15 protein-coding genes are annotated in these 17948 nt (G+C 68.7%); 5 read left to right on the forward strand and 10 right to left on the reverse strand.

Annotation, left to right across the window (positions count from 1 at the left end):
• Positions 1-61: 61 nt before the first annotated feature.
• Positions 62-610 carry an HD domain-containing protein gene (locus HDA45_RS12760; protein WP_184894935.1) on the reverse strand — a complete coding sequence of 183 codons (549 nt, stop codon included), beginning with the start codon at positions 608-610 and terminating at the stop codon, positions 62-64.
• A gap of 134 nt (positions 611-744) precedes the next feature.
• On the opposite strand from HDA45_RS12760, the gene wsfD reads away from it, so the two are divergent.
• Positions 745-2178: a glycan biosynthesis hexose transferase WsfD gene (wsfD, locus tag HDA45_RS12765; RefSeq protein WP_184894937.1), complete on the forward strand. Its 1434-nt coding sequence runs from the start codon at positions 745-747 to the stop codon at positions 2176-2178.
• Positions 2179-2181: 3 nt separating this feature from the next.
• Here the strand turns inward: wsfD and HDA45_RS12770 are convergent, their stop codons facing one another.
• A complete protein-coding gene (locus HDA45_RS12770) occupies positions 2182-3963 on the reverse strand; it encodes a hypothetical protein (RefSeq protein WP_221471103.1) in 1782 nt (593 codons plus the stop codon).
• Positions 3964-4092: 129 nt separating this feature from the next.
• Between HDA45_RS12770 and HDA45_RS12775 the strand changes: the two genes are divergently transcribed.
• Entirely contained in the window at positions 4093-4830 is a 738-nt protein-coding gene (locus tag HDA45_RS12775) for a hypothetical protein (protein WP_184894939.1), read from the forward strand.
• Here the strand turns inward: HDA45_RS12775 and prfA are convergent.
• Positions 4827-5897, reverse strand: a complete 1071-nt coding sequence (gene prfA / locus HDA45_RS12780; protein WP_184894941.1) for a peptide chain release factor 1 — start codon at positions 5895-5897, stop codon at positions 4827-4829. The two genes, HDA45_RS12775 and prfA, sit on opposite strands and share 4 nt — an antisense overlap.
• Before the next feature lie 95 nt (positions 5898-5992).
• Entirely contained in the window at positions 5993-6220 is a 228-nt protein-coding gene (gene rpmE / locus HDA45_RS12785; RefSeq protein ID WP_076162388.1) for a 50S ribosomal protein L31, read from the reverse strand.
• Positions 6221-6443: 223 nt separating this feature from the next.
• Here rpmE and HDA45_RS12790 point away from each other — a divergent pair, with 223 nt between their 5' ends.
• Positions 6444-6989, forward strand: a complete 546-nt coding sequence (locus HDA45_RS12790) for a CHAP domain-containing protein (RefSeq protein ID WP_184894943.1) — start codon at positions 6444-6446, stop codon at positions 6987-6989.
• Positions 6990-7430: 441 nt separating this feature from the next.
• On the opposite strand, the gene rho is transcribed toward HDA45_RS12790, so the two are convergent.
• From rho to argS, 6 genes are all read right to left on the reverse strand, one after another.
• Positions 7431-9446, reverse strand: a complete 2016-nt coding sequence (gene rho / locus HDA45_RS12795) for a transcription termination factor Rho (protein WP_184894945.1) — start codon at positions 9444-9446, stop codon at positions 7431-7433.
• A 417-nt stretch (positions 9447-9863) separates the two neighbouring features.
• On the reverse strand, positions 9864-10745 hold the full coding sequence (thrB, locus tag HDA45_RS12800; RefSeq protein ID WP_184894947.1) for a homoserine kinase: 882 nt from the start codon (positions 10743-10745) through the stop codon (positions 9864-9866).
• Positions 10742-11803, reverse strand: coding sequence for a threonine synthase (gene thrC, locus HDA45_RS12805; RefSeq protein WP_184894949.1), 1062 nt, complete (start codon positions 11801-11803; stop codon positions 10742-10744). Before thrC ends, thrB begins: the two co-directional genes overlap by 4 nt.
• Entirely contained in the window at positions 11800-13110 is a 1311-nt protein-coding gene (locus tag HDA45_RS12810; RefSeq protein WP_184894951.1) for a homoserine dehydrogenase, read from the reverse strand. Before HDA45_RS12810 ends, thrC begins: the two co-directional genes overlap by 4 nt.
• Positions 13111-13113: 3 nt before the next feature.
• Positions 13114-14547, reverse strand: a complete 1434-nt coding sequence (lysA, locus tag HDA45_RS12815; protein WP_184894953.1) for a diaminopimelate decarboxylase — start codon at positions 14545-14547, stop codon at positions 13114-13116.
• Between the two features lie 3 nt (positions 14548-14550).
• A complete protein-coding gene (gene argS, locus HDA45_RS12820) occupies positions 14551-16206 on the reverse strand; it encodes an arginine--tRNA ligase (protein ID WP_184894955.1) in 1656 nt (551 codons plus the stop codon).
• 203 nt (positions 16207-16409) lie between these two features.
• Between argS and HDA45_RS12825 the strand changes: the two genes are divergently transcribed.
• Together HDA45_RS12825 and HDA45_RS12830 are read left to right on the forward strand one after the other, a co-directional pair.
• Positions 16410-17204: a thioredoxin-like domain-containing protein gene (locus HDA45_RS12825; RefSeq protein ID WP_184905558.1), complete on the forward strand. Its 795-nt coding sequence runs from the start codon at positions 16410-16412 to the stop codon at positions 17202-17204.
• A gap of 9 nt (positions 17205-17213) precedes the next feature.
• Positions 17214-17927: a DUF305 domain-containing protein gene (locus tag HDA45_RS12830; protein WP_184894957.1), complete on the forward strand. Its 714-nt coding sequence runs from the start codon at positions 17214-17216 to the stop codon at positions 17925-17927.
• Positions 17928-17948: the final 21 nt, after the last annotated feature.

A 17948-nucleotide genomic window follows, 5' to 3' on the forward strand; every position in this document is an offset into this window, starting at 1 on the left:
CCTGACACACGAGGCACGCGTGCCGGGGTCGATACACGCGGGCTCAGGGTATCGATTGCTTTCAGCGCACCCGCCACGAGAGCGAAGACAACGTCAGGGCCGCTTCTGCCACCCTCCGCGCGAGGTCGGTCTGAAGGCTCTTCTTCGCCGAAGCGATCCACTCGTCGACGTTCTGCACGCCGATGTCGCGGTACTCGACGGCCTGGAGCAGCATCTCGAGCTTGTCCGCGTCGCGCGCGTACAGCGCCTCCGGGCTCTTCGCGGCTTCGTACTCGTCGACGGCGTCGCGCACCGAGTCACGCGCGGCGCCGGGAAGGGCCGACGTCTGCGCGGCGGTGATCGCCCGGGGGTCCGGCTTCTCGACGAAACCCTTGATCGTGTGCGGGAGGTCGCCGGTCCGCGTCTCCTGCGTGTCGTGCCAGAGCGCGAGGTACGCCGCCTTCGCCGGATCCGCGCCGCCCTCGGCCGCCAGCAGACCGGCCAGTTGCGCGACCCGTGTGGTGTGCTCGGCGACCGATTCGGGATCGCGGACCCCGGCCTGCCACCATCCCGCCCGCCGGATCCGCTTGAGCACACCCAGTTCGAACCCGAATCTGGCCAGGGCTTCCACGCTGCTCCTCTACCTGTCGACGATCGAGATCTCCGGTCAGTGTCCTCGCCGCCGTCCGGGCGTGCCGACCCGGTCGTCATGGTTCGAAGAGGGCACAGGCCGGTCACTCTCCGGCGTCTCCTAAGGTGGCGCGGGTGAAGATCCGGGAGATTCGACTGGCCTTGGGCGTATTTTTCGTCGCGCTCGGGGTGCTTCTCGTCCGTTTCCTGGTCCCGCGCCCGATCGGTATGGCGGACAACGGCGACGGCTGGCGCATCCTCTGCCGGCTCGGCGCCCGCGAGATCGACCGGCCTTCGCAATATTTCGTCCGCTTTTCCTATGGCCCCGCCCCGGCCTGCAACAGCGAGTACATCTCCAGTCAGAGCTGGATCGACAAGATCGCCAGCGAGGCCGGGCGGCTGTTCGACTCGTCCGTGGTCCTGAACCTGCTGGTCCTGGGCGTGCTGGGCTGTCTGCTGGTCGCGGGCGGGATCGCCGCGATCGTCGCGGGCCTGCGCCTTTCGGTCCGCGACAGTTTCATCGCCACGGCCGCGCTGCTGCTGGTCGCCGCGGACTCGGCCTTCTTCGGGTACTTCGCCTCGGTCCTGAGCGAGGGCGCCGCCTTCGCCGGGATGCTCCTGCTCGCGGGCGGGCTCCTGTTGATGCACCGCACCGGACCGTGGCGCTACACCGGCGCCGCGGTCACCGTGCTCGGCGCGATGATCGGGATCAACGCGAAGTCGCAGACACTGCTGCTGATCCCGCTGTTCGCGCTCGCGCTGCTGTTCGTCCGTCCGGCGGGCAGCCGCGGCCTGGCCCGGTGGGCGCTGCCGTTGGCCGTGCTCGCCGTCGTCGGCACCGGTACCGCGCTGGTGCAGAGCGCGGGCGACTCGGCCAACGCGGAGTACCGCGAGGCCAACATGTACCACGTCGTGTTCAACGGGATCGTGGACGGGAAACACGACAGCGCCGCCGACCTCGCCGCGCTGGGGCTCCCGCCGGAGTTCGCCAAGTACACCGGCACGGGCTGGTGGAGCGAGAACTCGGCGGTGTACTCCCCCGAGTACCCCCGGTACCGCGACAAGATCAGCCGCCGCAACGTCGCCCAGTACTACCTCGACCATCCGTCGCGGGTGGTCGAGATGCTGCACCGGTCCGCGCAGGAGACGCTGACCGCGCGGGTGCCGAACCTCGGCAGTTTCGACGAACACGCCGGGCAGCCGCCGCTCGCCAAGGAGTACCGGATCCCGGTCCTGTCCGCGATCACCGGCTGGATCTCCCCACTCGGGCTGTTCGCCCTGCTGCCGATCTGGCTGCTGATCGGCTGGGCGGGGCTCCGCGCCTTCCGCAACCGCGCCGGACGCCGTGACGTCGGCATCGTCGTACTGCTGTTCCTGCTGTTCGCGATGGGACAGTTCCTGGTCTCCGGTCTCGCGGAAGGCATCGAAAACGTCAAGCACCAGCAGCTGACGATCTTCCCGACCCTGCTCGCCGCCGCTTTCGCCGCGCTCTCCTTCCTGCCGCGGCGCAAGGAAGAACCGTCGGCGGCCGAAGAGCCCGAGCCGGAGACTGCGTCCGTCTCCGGCTGAGTTTCAGCGCGCCGGCGCCCAGAATCCCGCGAAGCTGCCGCAAGCGACGCTGGCCCCGCCGAGCTCGTCCTTGATCCGGTCTTCCACGCTGCTCATCCCGATGGTCCGCGCGTCCGGGGTGACTGCGTCGGGCACCGACGCGCCCGCGGTCAGCGAAACGGCCTTGACCGTCTGGAAGAGCACCAGATAGTCCCCTTCCTCGTCCAGCCGTGCCGCCGCCTCGACCATCCTTTCCGGACTGTCGCCGGTCATCTCCAACGGGAGCGGCCAGTCCAGCGGGAACGGGTTCCGGACGCCGAAGATCGGGGCGACGAAGGGATTGTCCGGGAGGACGGCCACCCTCGACGCGGGATAGCGTTCCAGGCAGCCGTGGATCTGGGCGACATAGGTGTACACGCTGGGGCTCGTGCGGACACCGCGCAGCGAAGGCTCGATTTCCCCCAGTTCCTTCGTCAGTTCGCCCTGCGGCCTGTCCGCGTACGGCGCCTTGTCGTGCGCTGACATCAGCAGCAGACCGGCGAGCACGAACGCGACGGCGCCGACGGCACCACCCGCGAGCTTGGGCGGCCGCGGCAGATCCGGCGGCGCGACGGCTTCCAGCACGCCCAGCGAGAAGATCCCGGTGAGCAGTCCCGGAAGGGGGTAGCCCCAAGACAGGCTGGCCATCCAGCCGAGTGCGGCGATCGCCAGGTACTGCCAGGGCAACCGTCTTCGGACCACGGCGTCGAGCACCGCGGCGGCCAGGAAGAGCCACAGCAACGTGACCGGCCAGCTACCCGCGTGCTCGAACCCGCCGTCGGCCACGACGAACACCACCACGGCCACGACGCACAGGGCCATCGAGAGGCGGAGCCATCGTCCGGGCTCGCCGAGCCGTTCGCGGACGGACCACGCCACGGCGAGCACCGCTGTCCCGAGCAGCACCGGAAGGATGTACGTCCTCGGATCTTCGCGGCCCGTGAAGTCGGCCGTCCAGAACCGGAAAAGGCCCTCACCCCACGTCTGCTTGCCGCCGGAGAGCTGCTCGATCGCCGACGGGAGTCCCCCGGCGACGGTGACCATGCCGAAGTAGAGCAACGGCGCCGCGCCGAGCACGAGGACGTCACCGAGCAGACGCGGCCACTTCTTCGGCGGCGCGGCGGGGTGGAACAGCAGGATCAGCAAGCCGATCGGCGCGGCGAACAGGAAGCTCTGTTTGACGATGATCGCGAACCCGAGGCAGAACAGGCCGAGCAGGCGCCGCCACCGCGAGCCGGAGCGCAACCCGCTGTCGAGCAGCCACCAGCCGACAGCGACCAGGAAGACGCCGTCGACGGTGTGCCAGGCCATCAGCGGATACGTGTTCAGGCAGACCAGCGCGGCGGCGAAAACCAGCCCGAGCCGCAGTGGCCCCCACTCCAGCGGCGAAGTCCCGGTCAGGAACGCGGCGAGGGCGAACGTGGCGACGATCAGCTGCATCATCATCACGAAACTCGAGCCGATCATCAGCGGCGCCGGGACGAGATGGTCGATCAGGTGCAGATAAGCCGAACCGAAGGGCCTCGGCCCGAGGAAGTCGACGTGCGGGATCTCGCCGTGCAGGACGCGCCACACCTGCGCGAGCACGAATCCCTGGTCCGTCGGATTGAAGCCGAACCTGCCGATCCTGGCGACGACGGCCGCGCTCAGCAGGATCGTTCCCACGCCGAGCACGATGGCTCGCGGAGCGCGTTTCCGGGCCGCCGGAATCGGTCTTTCCTTGATGGTGACATGGTCTGCGTACGACACGAATTCTTGTTCCCCCATACTGATTTCCCTGCTCTCAAAAACAGTAGCGGAAGTGGGGAATCAAGGACAGGCCCGTTCGGAGGCCCTTCCGCACCGGCCGTACGCTATGCATACCTGCAGTCACTGAAGGGGCCACTCGAAGTAGCCATGGATCTCCGGGAAACGGAAGTCGTCACGCGGATTTCCGCGAATATCGAAACCGATGATTTCGCCGCGGCCGCCGCACTGGGCGAACGCTTCATCGACGAGTTCGAGGCCACCGAGCTGGAGATCTGCCGGGCCGATCCCGAAGGCGGCTGGAAAGGGTACTCGGTCTCCGTCGGCTATCGCACGCCACCGGCGGACGAAGAGGAGCCCGCGGACACACTGCACCGCGCCGCGGTACCCGCGCTTTTCCACTTCGGCCTGAATGCGGAATTCTTCGAAATCCACGGCACGCCGGAGACCGGCCAATACGGAAGCTACGAAGCTCCCGACACCCGAGCCGACGGCTACACGCTCTATTCACTGATGGCGGCCGTCGGCGGCACCGACCCGCGGGAACCGGCGTACGTCCCCCGGCACGATTTCACCCCGCGTGCGGACACCGACGTCATTTCACGGGTACATCTTTACGTCCCCGCAGGCGACTTGCGGCTGGCAGTGGGCCTGTGCGGCCGCCCCGCGGCCGATCTCTCGGCGTCACTGGTCCGGATCACCACGGACGCGGGGCCCTGCGAAGCGGTCCTGCTGTCGGCCTTCCCCGCCGCCGCCGGGGAAAGCGGCGAAGAGGCGCTCAGCCGGGTCACCACCGAGGTGACCGAGAAGCTCTCCTGCGTGAGCATGTCCGTCCGGGCCATCCACACCGGACTGGAGGACGACCCGTTCTACACCGAACCCGGCTAGCCGGCGTGGGCGGCGAGCCGCTCCTCGCGGTCCGCGGTGATGAGGGCGTTCAGCACGCCGTCGAGGTCACCGTCGAGGACCTGGTCCAGGTTGTACGCCTTGTAGTTCACCCGGTGGTCGGCGATGCGGTTCTCGGCGAAGTTGTAAGTGCGGACCCGCTCGGAGCGGTCAACGGTGCGGACCTGCGAGCGACGCGCGTCCGACGCCTTCGCGGCGGCCTCCTCCTCGGCGATCGCCTGGAGGCGGGCCTGCAGCACCTGCAGGGCGCGGGCACGGTTCTGGATCTGCGACTTCTCGTTCTGGCACGAGACGACCACACCGGTCGGGAGGTGGGTGATACGCACGGCCGAGTCGGTCGTGTTCACGCTCTGGCCGCCGGGGCCGGACGAGCGGTAGACGTCGATCCGCAGGTCGTTGGGGTCGATCTCGACCTCGACGTCCTCGGGTTCGGGGTAGATGAGCACGCCGGACGCGGAGGTGTGGATGCGGCCCTGCGATTCGGTGGCGGGCACGCGCTGCACGCGGTGCACCCCGCCCTCGAACTTGAGCCGCGCCCAGACACCGTCGACGTCGGCCGAACGGCTCTTGATGGACACGGTGACGTCCTTGAAACCGCCGAGGTCCGAGTCGACCGAGTCGAGGACCTCGGCCTTCCAGCCGTGACGCTCGGCGTAGCGCAGGTACATGCGCAGCAGGTCGCCGGCGAACAGCGCCGACTCCTCGCCGCCTTCACCCGATTTGATCTCCATGACCACGTCGGAGCCGTCGTACGGGTCGCGCGGCAGGAGCAGTTCGGTGAGTTTGGACTCGAGTACGGGGATCTTGGCGGAGATCTCCTCGGCCTCGGCCGCGAAGGTCGAATCCTCCGACGCCAGTTCCTTCGCCGTCTCGAGGTCGTCGCGGGCGGTGTCGAGCTCACGGACCGTCTTGACGACCGGGCTCAGCTCCGCGTAACGGCGGCCGAGCTTGCGTGCGCGCGCCTGGTCGGCGTGCACGGACGGGTCGGCCAGCTGCTCTTCCAGCTGGGCGTGCTCTTCGAGCAGACCCTTCAGCGAACTCGAATCCACCACTCCACCTTTCAAACGGCCCGGATAAATCCAAGACTGGGACACCACAGAAAACGGCGCCTACCCGGACATGCGGGTAGGCGCCGTTGTTCAAGCTACTTGGCGTCTTCGGCCTTCTTGCGCTTGCCGTAGCGAGCCTCGAAGCGCGCGACGCGGCCGCCGGTGTCCATGAGCTTCTGCTTGCCGGTGTAGAACGGGTGGCAGTTCGAGCAGATCTCGACGTGGAGGTTGCCGGAGGTCTTGGTGCTGCGCGTGGTGAAGGTGTTACCGCAGTCGCAGTTCACGTTCGTGACCACGTACTCGGGGTGAATACCGCTTTTCATGGTGTCCTCTCTCGTTGGCCCCGGGTCCCCGTGCGGGGTGAACCGGTGCCGGACTTCAGCGGATGATTTTGCCAGATGCGCTGGCAGTGGGGTTAACGCACCCCTCCCTCGGCATATTCCAACACGTTGAGTAATCAACTATCGACGCCCGGTTGTACGAAATTTGTACCCGATCCCGCGAGAGTCCTCACTGTTGGTTATTCCTCAACAGGAGGTACTGATCATGCGCACCATCCTCGCCAAGGTGGCGAAGCCGGCGTCCGTCGCCGCGCTGGCCATCGCGGCTCTCGCACTGGCTCCGGTCGCCGGGGCCGCTCCGGCCGCCCCCGAAGCGGGCGCCACCATCACCGCCGCCGACATCAACCCGGCCGCGGGCACGTTCACCACGATTTCCGACGGTGACCTGTCCATCCAGGGCGCCGGGGACGGCACGCCCGCCGGCGCCGTCCAGTGGTTCAAGAACAAGGCAGGCTCCACCGCGTACCAGGGCCTCTGCGAGAAGGCCGTCGAGAACGCGTACGGGACCACCGGCGTCTGGGCCTCGGCCAACGCGCACTGGAACGGCGCGAGCCCGAAGCACACGACCGGGACGCCGCCGAAGGGCTCCTTCGTGTACTGGAACATCAGCCAGTGGGGCCACGTCGGCATCGCTGACGGCTCCGGCGGGATCTACGCCTCCAGCATCGGCGGCAAGATCGGCCACGCCTCGAGCGTGAACTACTTCAACAACTACCGCGGCTGGACCCCCGCGGCCGTCCCGCACCGCTGAGCCTCCGCTCTCGCGACTTCGGTCCGTGAAGGCCTCCTTGCCTACCCTGACGGTAGGGAAGGAGGCCTTCACGGTCTCCGTGATCGCCACGTTCGCCCCAGCAGCCACAACGGCTGCGCGTGAAGGCCCCCTTCACGCGGCTCAGCCGAGGAAACTCGACCTTCACGCCTTCCCAAGTCCGACAGGACACGTGCCACTACCACTCCCGAGACGCGAGCCAGTGTTTCGTCGCGCGCGGCGAGGTCAGCGGCATCACCGGGACCCCGTCTCCCACGCGCGGAGGGTGCGGCGTTCGCGGGCGAAGGACCGGAGTTGCCGTTGCAGATCCGGCGACGCGGCGCCACGATCAGCTCGGCCCTCCCCGCCTCAAGTACATGAAGGCCCCCTTCCTTGCGCCTAGCGCAAGGAAGGGGGCCTTCATGTACTGACCAGACCGAAAACTCAGTCGTCGTCGTTCGAGCCGAGGGCCGTCTTCGAGACCTGCATGAGGAACTCGATGTTGGTCTTCGTCTTGCGCAGTCGCGAGATCAGCAGGTCGATGGCCTGCTGCGAGTCCAGCGCGTGCAGCACCCGGTGCAGCTTGTGGGTGACCGCGAGCTCGTCCGGCGAAAGCAGCAGATCTTCCTTGCGGGTACCGGACGGGTTGATGTCCACCGCGGGGAACACCCGGCGCTCGGCGATCTTCCGGTCGAGCTTGAGGTCCGCGTTGGCGGTTCCCTTGAACTCCTCGAAGATCACCGTGTCACCGGTGGATCCGGTCTCGACCATCGTGGTGGCGAAGATCGTGAGCGATCCGCCGTTCTCGATGTTGCGCGCCGCGCCGAGGAAACGCTTCGGCGGGAAGAGCGCCGTCGAGTCGACACCACCGGAGAGGATCCGGCCGGAAGCCGGGGCCGCGAGGTTGTACGCACGGCCGAGACGGGTGATCGAGTCGAGCAGCACGACGACGTCGTGGCCCATCTCGACCAGACGCTTCGCCCGCTCGATGGCCAGCTCCGCGACCGAGGTGTGGTCGGACGGCGGGCGGTCGAAGGTCGAGGCGATGACCTCACCCTTCACCGACCGCTGCATGTCGGTGACTTCTTCAGGACGCTCGTCCACGAGCACGACCATCAGGTGGCACTCGGGGTTGTTCGTCGAGATCGCGTTCGCGATGTCCTGCATGATCGTCGTCTTACCGGCCTTCGGCGGCGACACGATCAGGGCACGCTGCCCCTTGCCGACCGGCATCACCAGGTCGATGACACGGGTCGTGAGCTTGTGCGGCTCGGTCTCGAGGCGCAGTCGCTCGTTCGGGTACAGCGGGGTCAGCTTGGTGAACTCCGGACGACGCTTGGCCTCGTCCGGCTCCAGGCCGTTGATCGAGTCGACGCGCACCAGCGGGTTGAACTTCTGCCGCTGCTGCTCGCCGTCACGCGGCTGACGCACGACGCCGGTGAGGGCGTCACCGCGGCGCAGGCCGTACTTGCGGACCAGCGACAGCGAGACGTACACGTCGTTCGGCCCGGCGAGGTAGCCCGAGGTACGCACGAACGCGTAGTTGTCGAGCACGTCCAGGATGCCCGCGACGGGCAGCAGGACGTCGTCCTCGCGGATCTCGGTGTCGGGCGAACCGCCCTGTTCACGGCCACCGCCGGCACCCCGGCGGCGACGGTCGCGGAAGCGACGGCCGCGACGGCCGCCTTCCTCGTCGTCGTCACCCTGCGGGCCCTGGTTCTGGCCCTGGCGCTGGCTGTTGTCCTGGCCGCCGCCCTGCTGGTTGCGCTGGCGGTTGTCCTGGCCGCGGTTGTCGCGGTTGCCGTCACGACCGCCGTCGCGGTTGCCCTGACGGTTGCCGCCCTGCTCACCGCGATCGCCACGCTCGTTGCGGTCGCCACGGTCACGCTGCTCACCGCGTTCACGCTGCTGGCCACCCTGTTCGGGTGAACCCGCGGCGCGGTTGGAGCCGCGACGACGACGGCTGCGGCCGCCCTCTTCCTGCTGCGACTGGCCGTCCTGCGGCCCGTTCTCCTGCTGCGCGGGCCGCTCGGCGGCGGGCGCGGAGCCGTTCTCCGAAGACCTCTCGGTCTTTTCGGCCTTCTCGGCGCGAGGGGCCTCGGCCGGGGCGGATTCGGCCTTCGGCGCTTCGGCCTTCGGGGCCTCCTGCTTCGGGGCCTCCGACTTGGGCGCCTCGGCCTTGGGAGCCTTGCGTGGTGCGTCGATCCCCTCGAGCGGAAGCGTTTCGCTCGCCGCCGCGGGGGTCTTGCGCTTGGTCTTGCCCTGACGCTCACGGATGGCCGCGATCAGGTCGCCCTTACGCATACCCGTGGTCTCGCCGATGCCGAGGTCCCCAGCGATCGAGCGCAGTTCGGCAACGGTCTTGCCGGTCAATCCGCCGACCGTGCGCTTGGGAGCGACGACGCCGTTCGACTCGGCGGCGCCACCTTCGACGTCGCTCAAAAGATCGGTGTTGCTCACAAATGTCCTTCCTGACCGATCCACGCCTCCAGGTGGATCAGCGGACCGCCGTTCGCGTCCGATTGCGAAACGGCGTATCTGTCCCCCGATACGGGCGATCAGCTCCTCGGCCGTGTTGAACACAGCTAGAAGGCCTCCAGCACAGGGATTTGCGTCCTCCAAATGGAGGAAGCGGAATTCGGCACCGCCGGAACCGGAACCCGCCTGCGTCCCTCCGCCGCCCCGCTTGCCAAGGCGGTGCGCGGAACTGGCGGATCAACGAAGGATGCGGGCCAAGGATGACACTGGTCACCTGGACCGGCACCGGGTGCGGAAACGCACGGTGATCGAACGCCCCCGAGGGTAGACCGCGCCACGGCCGGGTGCAACAACCACCCCCCGCGTGGCGGGATGGGGCTCCTGCACGTGACCGAGGCTTTACTGAGCCGCAACCTGAACGCCGCCCGGATCGATCGGCAGCTCGGTGACGTCGAAAGATGTAACGTCGACGCCCGTCGGGAGTATTCCTTCGGTGGTCAGCGCGAGCACGCTCGGACCGGCTCCGGAGATGGCCGCGGCCACCCCTTCGGCCCGCAGCGCGCGCACCAGCTCGCTGCTCGCCGGGTACGCGGGCGCCCGGTAATGCTGATGGAGCCGATCTTCGGTCGCGGAGAGCAACAGGTCAGGGCGCGAAGTGAGCGCGTGGACCGCGAGCGCCGCGCGCCCCGCCGTGAACGCCGCGTCGGCGTGCGGGACCTGGGCGGGAAGCAGGCCGCGCGTCGCGTCCGTCGAGGACCGCAGTGCCGGGATGGCGACCACGGGCCGGATGTCGTGATGCGGCTGGAGCCGTTCGGCGAGGAACCGCTCGCCCTCGTTCCAGGCGACCACGAAGCCGCCCAGAAGGCTCGCCGCCGCGTTGTCGGCGTGTCCCTCGAACCCGGCGGCCAACTGGAGCGCGTCGTCGTCCAGGGCCTTCTCCGCCAGCGCGTACGCCGCCGCGACGCCGGTCACGACGGCGGCCGCGGACGAGCCGAGGCCGCGGGCGTGCGGGATGGCGTTGAAGCAGCGCAGGTGCAAGCCGGGCGGCCGGAGGCCGAGATGCTCACAGCCACGCCGGAAAGCCCGCACGACCAGGTGCGATTCGTCGGTCGGGACGTCGTCGACGCCGCCGGCGCCCGCGTCGATCACCTCGATCTTGAGCCCGTGGTCGGTGATCCGGAGTTCGACCCGGTCGTACAGCGCCAGCGCCAGGCCCAGCGTGTCGAACCCCGGTCCGAGGTTCGCCGAAGACGCCGGGACCTTGACCTTGAGCAGCGTCATCGCAGGTCCAGCGCGGCGGCGACGGCGGTCGGGTCGACGGCGAGCGGTTCGACCTCGACGTTGCCTTCCAGCGCCGTGGCCGGATCCTTCAGACCGTGCCCGGTGACGGTGCACACAACGGTCGACCCCTTCGGCAGGCGTCCGTCGGCGGCCGTGGCGAGCAGGCCCGCGACGCTGGTCGCCGACGCGGGTTCGACGAACACGCCCTCCTTGCGCGCGAGCAGCCTGTACGCCTCGAGGATCTTCTCGTCGGTGATGGCCTCGAACAGCCCGGCGGAGGCGTTCTTCGCCTTCATCGCGCCGTCCCAGGACGCGGGGCTGCCGATGCGGATCGCGGTCGCGATGGTGTCCGGATCGGCCACCGGCTCGCCGTGCACGAGGGGCGCGGCACCGGCCGCCTGGAAGCCGAACATCCGAGGGGTGTTCTTCACCACACCGTCGCCCGCGTACTCCGAATAGCCCGCCCAGTAGGCGGTGATGTTGCCCGCGTTGCCCACCGGCAGGCAGTGGATGTCCGGAGCCTTGCCGAGTGCGTCGCAGATCTCGAACGCGGCCGACTTCTGGCCGGCGATGCGCACCGGGTTGACCGAGTTGACCAGGGTCACGGGGTAGTCGATCGCGGTCTTCTGCGCCAGTTCGAGGCAATCGTCGAAGTTGCCGTCCACCTGCAGGATCCGCGCGCCGTGCAGGACTGCCTGGGCGAGTTTGCCCATCGCGATCTTGCCCTGCGGGACCAGCACCGCGCAGGTGAGCCCGGCGCGGGCCGCGTAGGCCGCGGCCGACGCCGAAGTGTTGCCGGTGGAGGCGCAGATGACCGCCTGGAGCCCGCTGGCGAGCGCGTGCGTGATGGCGACGGTCATCCCGCGGTCCTTGAACGAACCGGTCGGGTTCACGCCTTCGACCTTGAGGTGGACCTCGCAGCCGGTCAGTTCCGAAAGGTGCGGCGCGGGCAGCAACGGGGTGTTGCCTTCGCCGAGGGTGATCACCTTCGCGCCGGCCGGCACCGGGATCCGGTCGGGGTAGGCCTGGATGATCCCTGGCCATGGTTGGGGAATCACTGGTCTTCGCCTTCCACACGCATCACACTGACGACCTGGTTCACCACATCGAGTTTGGCAATGTCGTCCACAGTGGACCGCAATGCCGCGTCCGGCGCCAGGTGGGTGACCACGACCAGACTGGCCGTGTCGTTCGCGTCGCGCTGCCGCACCGCGGCGATGCTGACACCGTGCCCGGCGAACGCCTGGGCCACCTGGGCGAGCACGCCCGCTCGATCGGCCACGTCGAGACTGACGTGGTACCGCGTCGGCGTCTGGCCCATCGGCCTGACCGGGAGCGCGGCATGCGCGGATTCGCGCGGGCCACGTCCGCCGACGACCCGGTTTCGAGCCACCGCGACGAGGTCGCCGAGCACGGCACTCGCGGTCGGCGCGCCACCGGCGCCCTGACCGTAGAACATCAATTCACCGGCCGCGTCGGCCTCGACGTAGACGGCGTTGTACGCGCCGCCGACCCCGGCGAGCTGGTGCCCGCGCGGGATCATCACCGGGTGGACGCGCGCCGAAACGGATTCGGTGCCGTCGTCGGAGGTGACGCGTTCGCAGATGGCGAGCAGTTTCACCGTGCGGCCCAGCACGTTGGCCGCGGCGAGGTCCGACGCGGTGACGTCGGCGATGCCCTCACGGTGCACATCGGACGCCGTGACCCGGGTGTGGAACGCGAGCGAGGCGAGGATCGCGGCCTTGGACGCCGCGTCGTAGCCGTCGACGTCGGCCGTCGGGTCCGCTTCGGCGTATCCGAGCCTGCTGGCCTCTTCCAGGGTTTCCGCGTAGCCCGCGCCGGTGGAGTCCATCGCGGAGAGGATGAAGTTGGTGGTGCCGTTGACGATCCCCATCACGCGGGTGATGCGGTCGCCGGCCAGCGATTCGCGCAGCGGACGCAGCAGCGGGATCGCCCCGGCGACGGCGGCCTCGAAGTACAGATCCACACCGGACGCGTCGGCGGCCTCGAACAGCTCCGCGGAATGCTCGGCCATCAGCGCTTTGTTCGCCGTGACAACGGATTTCCCGGCCTTGAGCGCGTCGAGCAGCCACTCCCGCACCGGCTCGATCCCGCCGACGAGCTCGACGACCACGTCGACGTCTTCGGAGGTGACGAGCTTCGTCACGTCGGAGGTCACCAGTTCCGGCGGCAGCTCGGGGTGTTTGTCGGGGCGCCGCACGGCGATACCCGCGAGCTCGACCCTGGCGCCCGCCCTGGCGGCGAGCTCCTCGGCCTGCTCGGTGAGCAGCCGGACGACCTCACCGCCGACCGTCCCGCAGCCGAGCAGGGCGACCCTGATCACGCGTCCGTCCACAGTAGACACTTGCTAGACCTCCAGGCGCAGCATGTCGTCCGTCGTCTCCCGCCGCAGCAGCACGCGGGCGCTGCCGTTGCGCACGGCCACCACCGCGGGCCGCGGCTGCCGGTTGTACCCGCTGGCCATCGAGTAGCAGTACGCCCCGGTGGCCGCCACGGCGAGCAGGTCGCCGGGAGCAAGAGTGTCGGGGAGCCAGCAGTCCCGGACGACGATGTCGCCGGACTCACAGTGTTTTCCCACGACCCGGGACAGCGCGGCGGCGACCTGGCCGTCACCGTCGTCGTCGGAGGTACGGGAAACGAGACGGCAGTCGTACACCGCGTCGTAGAGCGCGGTGCGGATGTTGTCGCTCATGCCGCCGTCGACGCTGACGTAGCGCCGGGAGGCCTTGTCGCCGAGCGACACGTCCTTGATGGTGCCGACCTCGTACAGCGTGATCGTGCCGGGGCCTGCGATGGCGCGGCCCGGCTCGCCCGCGATCTTCGGCACGGGAAGACCCGCGTACTCGCATTCCTTGCGGACGATCTCGCGGATCTGCGTGATCATCTGCGCGGGCGGGGGCGGGTTGTCCTTGTCGGTGTACGCGATACCGAAACCACCGCCGAGGTCGACGATCGACAACTGGTCGAGCAGATCGTTGCCGTGCTCCTTGGCGAGTTCGGCCAGCAGGCCGACCACGCGGCGGGCGGCGACCTCGAAGCCGTCGGCGTCGAAGATCTGCGAACCGATGTGGCTGTGCAGGCCGATCAGCTTGAGCGACGGCGCGTTGAGCACCCGGCGCACGGCCTCCGCCGCGTCACCGGAAGCCAGCGAGAAACCGAACTTCTGGTCCTCGTGCGCGGTCGCGATGAACTCGTGGGTGTGCGCCTCGACGCCGACGGTGACCCGGATCAGCACGTTCTGCACGACGTCGTGCCGGGCGGCGACATCCGCCAGCCGCGCGATCTCGAAATACGAGTCGACCACGACCGTGCCGACACCGGCCTCGACGGCCGCTTCGAGTTCGGGAAGCGATTTGTTGTTGCCGTGGAAGGTGATCCGCTCGGCGGGGAAGTTCGCGCGCTGCGCGACGGCGAGTTCGCCGCCGCTGCAGACGTCCAGGCTCAGCCCCTGCTCGGCCACCCAGCGGGCGATCTCGATGGACAGGAACGCCTTGGACGCGTAGTGCACGAGGGCCGGGTCGTCGAACGCCTCGGCGTAGTCCGCGCAACGGGACTTGAAGTCGGCCTCGTCCACGACGAACAGCGGCGTGCCGTACTTCTCGGCGAGTTCGCGGACGTCGACGCCCGCGATGCGCACGACACCGTCTCCGCCGCGGAAAGTGTTGCGGGGCCAGACTTTCGGGTACAGCCTGTCGAGTTCCTCAGGACTCGACGGCGGGAAACCGGAGGCGTCGGCGTGAGGGTAGACGTCGGCGTGGCGGGGGCCCGCGGGGTGAGCCATCGATTACATCCGTTCCGGAGCAGAGACACCGAGCACGCGAAGACCGTTCGCCAGCACCTGGCGGGTCGCTTCACACAGCGCGAGACGGGAGAACGTGAGCGGGGTGACCTCTTCGTCGCCCTTCGGGAGAACCCGGCCGACGGCGTTCCACTTGTGGTAGGCGCCGGCGAGTTCTTCGAGGTACCGGGCGACACGGTGCGGTTCGCGCAGCTGCGCCGCTCGGCGGAGGACGGTCGGGAATTCGCCGAGTGTGCGGATGAGATCGCCCTCGGCGGGCAACGTAAGCAGACCGAGGTCGACATCGCCATCGAATTTGAGACCGAGGTCGGAAGCGTTGCGCTGCAACGAGGCCAGCCGCGCGTGGGCGTACTGGACGTAGTAGACCGGGTTGTCGTTCGAATGCTTGCGCAGCAGGTCGAGGTCGATGTCCAAAGTGGAGTCGACCGAGTAGCGGATCAGCTCGTAGCGGGCCGCGTCGACACCGACGGTGCCGACCAGGTCCTCCATGGTGATCACGGTGCCCGCGCGTTTGCTCATCCGGACGGGTTTGCCGTCGGAGACCAGGTTGACCATCTGGCCGATCAGCACCTCGACGACGGCCGGGTCGTCACCGAAGGCGGCCGCGGCGGCCTTCAGCCGGGCGATGTAACCGTGGTGGTCCGCGCCGAGCATGTAGATGCAGAGGTCGAAGCCGCGGTCGCGCTTGTCCTGGAAGTAAGCGAGGTCACCGGCGATGTAGGCCGGGTTGCCGTCCTTCTTGATGACGACGCGGTCCTTGTCGTCGCCGTGCTCCTTGGACTTCAGCCACCAGGCGCCGTCCTCGAAGTACAGGTTCCCGGAGTCCTTCAGCCGCTGGACCGAGGACGCGACCGCGCCGGACTCGTGCAGCGAGTTCTCGTGGAAGTACACGTCGAAATCGGTGCCGAAATCGTGCAGGCTCTGCTTGATCTCGGTGAACATCAGCTCGATGCCGACCCGGCGGAAGGTCTCGGCGCGCTCGTCGTCCGGAAGCGAGAGCGCGCTCGGCTCCTGGCGGATGACCTCGGCGGCGATGTCGTTGATGTAGCCGCCCGCGTAGCCGTCCTCCGGGGCGGGCTCGCCCTTGGCGGCGGCGACCAGGGAGCGGACGAAGCGGTCGATCTGCGCGCCGTGGTCGTTGAAGTAGTACTCGCGGGTGACCAGGCCGCCCTGCGCGGACAGGACGCGGCCGAGCGCGTCGCCGACCGCGGCCCAGCGGGTGCCGCCGAGGTGGATCGGGCCGGTCGGGTTCGCCGAGACGAACTCGAGGTTGATCTTGAGCCCGGCCAGCTCGTCGCCGAGGCCGAATCGCTCACCGGCGTCGAGGACCTGCTGGACGATCTGGCCCTGCGCGTCGGCGGCGAGCCGCAGGTTGAGGAAGCCCGGCCCGGCGACCTCGGCCGAGTCGATGCCGTCGGCCGCGGCGAGGGCCTCGGCCAGCGCGTCGGCGAAGTCGCGGGGCTTCATCCCCGCCTTCTTGGCCACCTGCAGCGCCAGGTTGGTCGCGTAATCGCCGTGCTCGGGGTTGCGGGGACGCTCGATCGTCACCTTCTCCGGCAGCACGGAATCGTCGAGGCCGCGCGCGGTGAGAACCTGCACGGCTGAGTTACGGACCAGGTCGGCGAGAGCTGCGGGAGTCACTCGCGGAATTCTAGGTGTGACCTGGTCCGGGCTTCGCAGCGACCGCCGGAAGGTGTGAGCCAAGCCGGTGATCTTCCGACTGTTCACGGTGATCAGACGCGAGGTCTCTACACTGGCCCGCGCAGGGACCACCCCCTTTGGAGAACGCAGGAGCCATGGCTAACGGGACAACCAGAAAAAAGGGCGCGTCGTCGAAGAACGCCATGAAGGCCGCCCGTAGTTCCGTCGTGTCCAAGAAAGGCACGCCCTGGGGCACGATCATCGCGGTAGTCGCGATCGTCGCCCTGGCCGCCTCGGTGGTCACCTACTACATGGTCGCCTCGGCGCCGAAGCGCGAGCAGAAGACCCGTGAAGAGGTCGCCGCCGCCTTCGCGCCTTCGCAGCAGGACCCGGATCCCTCCAAGCGGATCAACGGCGTGACCACGACGACCTACGAAGGCTCCGTGCACGTCACGGCCGCCGAGCGCGTCGCCTACGACAAGACCCCGCCCTACGGCGGCCCGCACGACCAGGCCTGGGCCGCCTGCAACGGCGTCGTCTACGAGAAGGCCGTGCGCAACGAGAACATGGTCCACGGTCTCGAACACGGCGCGGTCTGGATCGCCTACAACCCGGCGCAGATCACGGGCGACGCGCTCGAGCTGCTGCGGGTCCGCGTCGAGGGCAAGCCGTACACCACGATGTCGCCGTACCCGAACCTGGACAAGCCGATCTCGGTGCAGTCCTGGGGTCACCAGCTGAAGCTGGACAGCGCCTCCGACGAGCGGATCGACCAGTTCATCGCGGCGCTGCGCACCAACCCCTACGGCGCGTACCCCGAGCGTGACGCCACCTGCGACGCGCAGATCGAACCGGGCGACTTCGACGCGACCCCGCCGGGGCCGGACGCGAAGCCGATGGACTACAAGGGCACCGCGGGCACGCAGCAGGACCAGCCCGGCGCCGGTCAGCCGTCGCAGCCCCCGGCCACCCAGCCGTCGGCGCCCGCGAGCAAGTAAGTGAGCCAGATGGACCCCGATCTCCAGTACGTCGACGAACCCGGCGACGAAGTACCGCGCTCGACCAAGAGCCGGTGGCTGGTGATCGGGGCCGCCCTGGTCGTCATGCTGATCCTGGGCTTCGGCCTCGGGGCTCTGACCACCAGGCTGCTCGACTCGGAGCCGGAGCAGACGACCCCGGGAGCGGGCTCCGTCGAGGTCGGCTTCGCGCAGGACATGTCGGTGCACCACCTCCAGGCCGTCACCATGGCGGGCTGGGCGCGGGACCACACCGCCGATCCGGCGATCAAGACCCTCGCCTTCGACATCGAACGCACGCAGACCGGCCAGGTCGGCCGGATGAAGGGCTGGCTGGGCCTGTGGGGCCAGCCCGAGCAGACGACCGGCGCCTACATGACCTGGATGACCGAACCGTCCGGCCACGCCGGGCACGGGGGCGTCGACATGAAGCCGTCGAACGGCGCGCCGATGCCGGGGATGGCGACGTCGGCCGAACTGGCCAAACTGCGGTCGCTGACCGGCAAGGAGATGGACGTCTTCTTCCTCCAGCTGATGCTGCGGCATCACATGGGCGGGACGGAGATGGCGCAGTACGGCAACGACCACACGTCCATCGCGGACGTGAAGTCGCTGACGCGGAGCATGCTCGTCTCGCAGGGCGCCGAGATGGACCTCATGAAGGGCCTCCTGCAGGAGCGTGGCGGCTCCCCGCTCCCCGCCTGACGCACTCCCCCCTCACGCGTT

Origin of the sequence: Amycolatopsis umgeniensis (assembly GCF_014205155.1) — a bacterium.
Lineage (GTDB): Bacteria > Actinomycetota > Actinomycetes > Mycobacteriales > Pseudonocardiaceae > Amycolatopsis > Amycolatopsis umgeniensis.

What these genes read in the sequence shown, in the direction of transcription:
- HDA45_RS12770 (WP_221471103.1), bottom strand. Translation starts at nt 3,963, where the DNA reads ATGGGGGAACAAGAATTCGTGTCGTACGCAGACCATGTCACCATCAAG.
- HDA45_RS12775 (WP_184894939.1), top strand. Translation starts at nt 4,093, where the DNA reads ATGGATCTCCGGGAAACGGAAGTCGTCACGCGGATTTCCGCGAATATC.
- rpmE (WP_076162388.1), bottom strand. Translation starts at nt 6,220, where the DNA reads ATGAAAAGCGGTATTCACCCCGAGTACGTGGTCACGAACGTGAACTGC.
- HDA45_RS12790 (WP_184894943.1), top strand. Translation starts at nt 6,444, where the DNA reads ATGCGCACCATCCTCGCCAAGGTGGCGAAGCCGGCGTCCGTCGCCGCG.
- thrB (WP_184894947.1), bottom strand. Translation starts at nt 10,745, where the DNA reads ATGACGCTGCTCAAGGTCAAGGTCCCGGCGTCTTCGGCGAACCTCGGA.
- lysA (WP_184894953.1), bottom strand. Translation starts at nt 14,547, where the DNA reads ATGGCTCACCCCGCGGGCCCCCGCCACGCCGACGTCTACCCTCACGCC.
- HDA45_RS12825 (WP_184905558.1), top strand. Translation starts at nt 16,410, where the DNA reads ATGAAGGCCGCCCGTAGTTCCGTCGTGTCCAAGAAAGGCACGCCCTGG.
- HDA45_RS12830 (WP_184894957.1), top strand. Translation starts at nt 17,214, where the DNA reads ATGGACCCCGATCTCCAGTACGTCGACGAACCCGGCGACGAAGTACCG.